The sequence below is a fragment of the Kocuria himachalensis genome (assembly GCF_054784195.1).
Genome location: NZ_BAAGPL010000003.1, coordinates 241,158 through 242,150 on the forward strand (window position 1 = coordinate 241,158; position 993 = coordinate 242,150).

Annotated in this window: 2 protein-coding genes; both read right to left on the reverse strand. The window is 66.9% G+C overall.

Features of this window, described 5'->3' with window-relative positions:
- Positions 1-41: 41 nt before the first annotated feature.
- On the reverse strand, positions 42-380 hold the full coding sequence (locus ACYVM4_RS02925; RefSeq protein WP_368822362.1) for a hypothetical protein: 339 nt from the start codon (positions 378-380) through the stop codon (positions 42-44).
- Between the two features lie 279 nt (positions 381-659).
- On the reverse strand, positions 660-993 hold a 334-nt coding region (locus tag ACYVM4_RS02930; RefSeq protein ID WP_460667599.1), incomplete at its 5' end, for a hypothetical protein.

A 993-nucleotide genomic window follows, 5' to 3' on the forward strand; every position in this document is an offset into this window, starting at 1 on the left:
CGTCGAGGCCGGGGCGCCGCCGTGCTCGGTCCGGTGGGGGCTCAGAGGTCGGCGCCGCCGTGGAACGAGTCGTTGCTCGAGTCGATCTCGTCCTCGAACGCGGGATCCTCGGGGACGTCGAGGTCCGCGATCGCCTCGCCCATGCGGGGCTCCTCGGGCGGGACCTGCTCGTCGCCCGCCTCGTAGCGGGCCTCCGCCGTCTCGTCCCGGAGCTCCTGCTCCGAGGGGACCACCGGGTGCTCGGGGTCCACGCGCTCGTCCGGCACGCCGGCCTCTTCGCCCTCGATCAGCGGGTCCTCGCGCCAGTGCTCGGGATCGACCTCGGCGGCGCCTTCGTAGGCGTCGGGAGTCTCCGGCAGCTCTTCCGGTGAGGTGCTCATCTGCTGTCCTTTCGGGTCGGGGCATCGGTGTTCCATCAGCCTACGCACTGCCGCCACCGCAGCCCCGGCCGCACGCTCCTGCCGCGATCGGGGGAGCGCAGAGCGGTGACCGGGGGACTCCGGCCCGGCCCGGCGCGGGTTTTGACGGTCCTCCGGGGCCTGTGTAATGTATTCCGAGTCGCCGCAAGGGACGCGAGAGATCGCCCTGGACGGCAACGCCGAATCCGGCGGACCGAACCTCCTTGAACCATCAAGCCGATCACCGCTGCGCGGTGGCAGTCAGCTTGTCGGCCGAGCTAGGGTCGGGTACGCTGGTGGAGCTGTTTCGGGCAGCAACGAGGAATCGTTGCGGCCCACGGCGCCGAATCCGGCAGATCCACGAATTCTCCACCCGAAGAACTGACCGTCGCCGAGCGACGGAAAAGCGATTTGGGGAAGCGGAGAAGATGGGGATAAGCTGAGGAGGTCGCCGCGGGGAAAGCGAGAGATCGCGAGAACCGAGCGAAAAAGAATTCCAACACGGTTTCCGGGTGTGGTGCCTGGTTGCTGGTCTGTTGTTTGAGAACTCAATAGTGTGCCATGTTTGTTGATACCGGATGTTTTATTCGGTTGA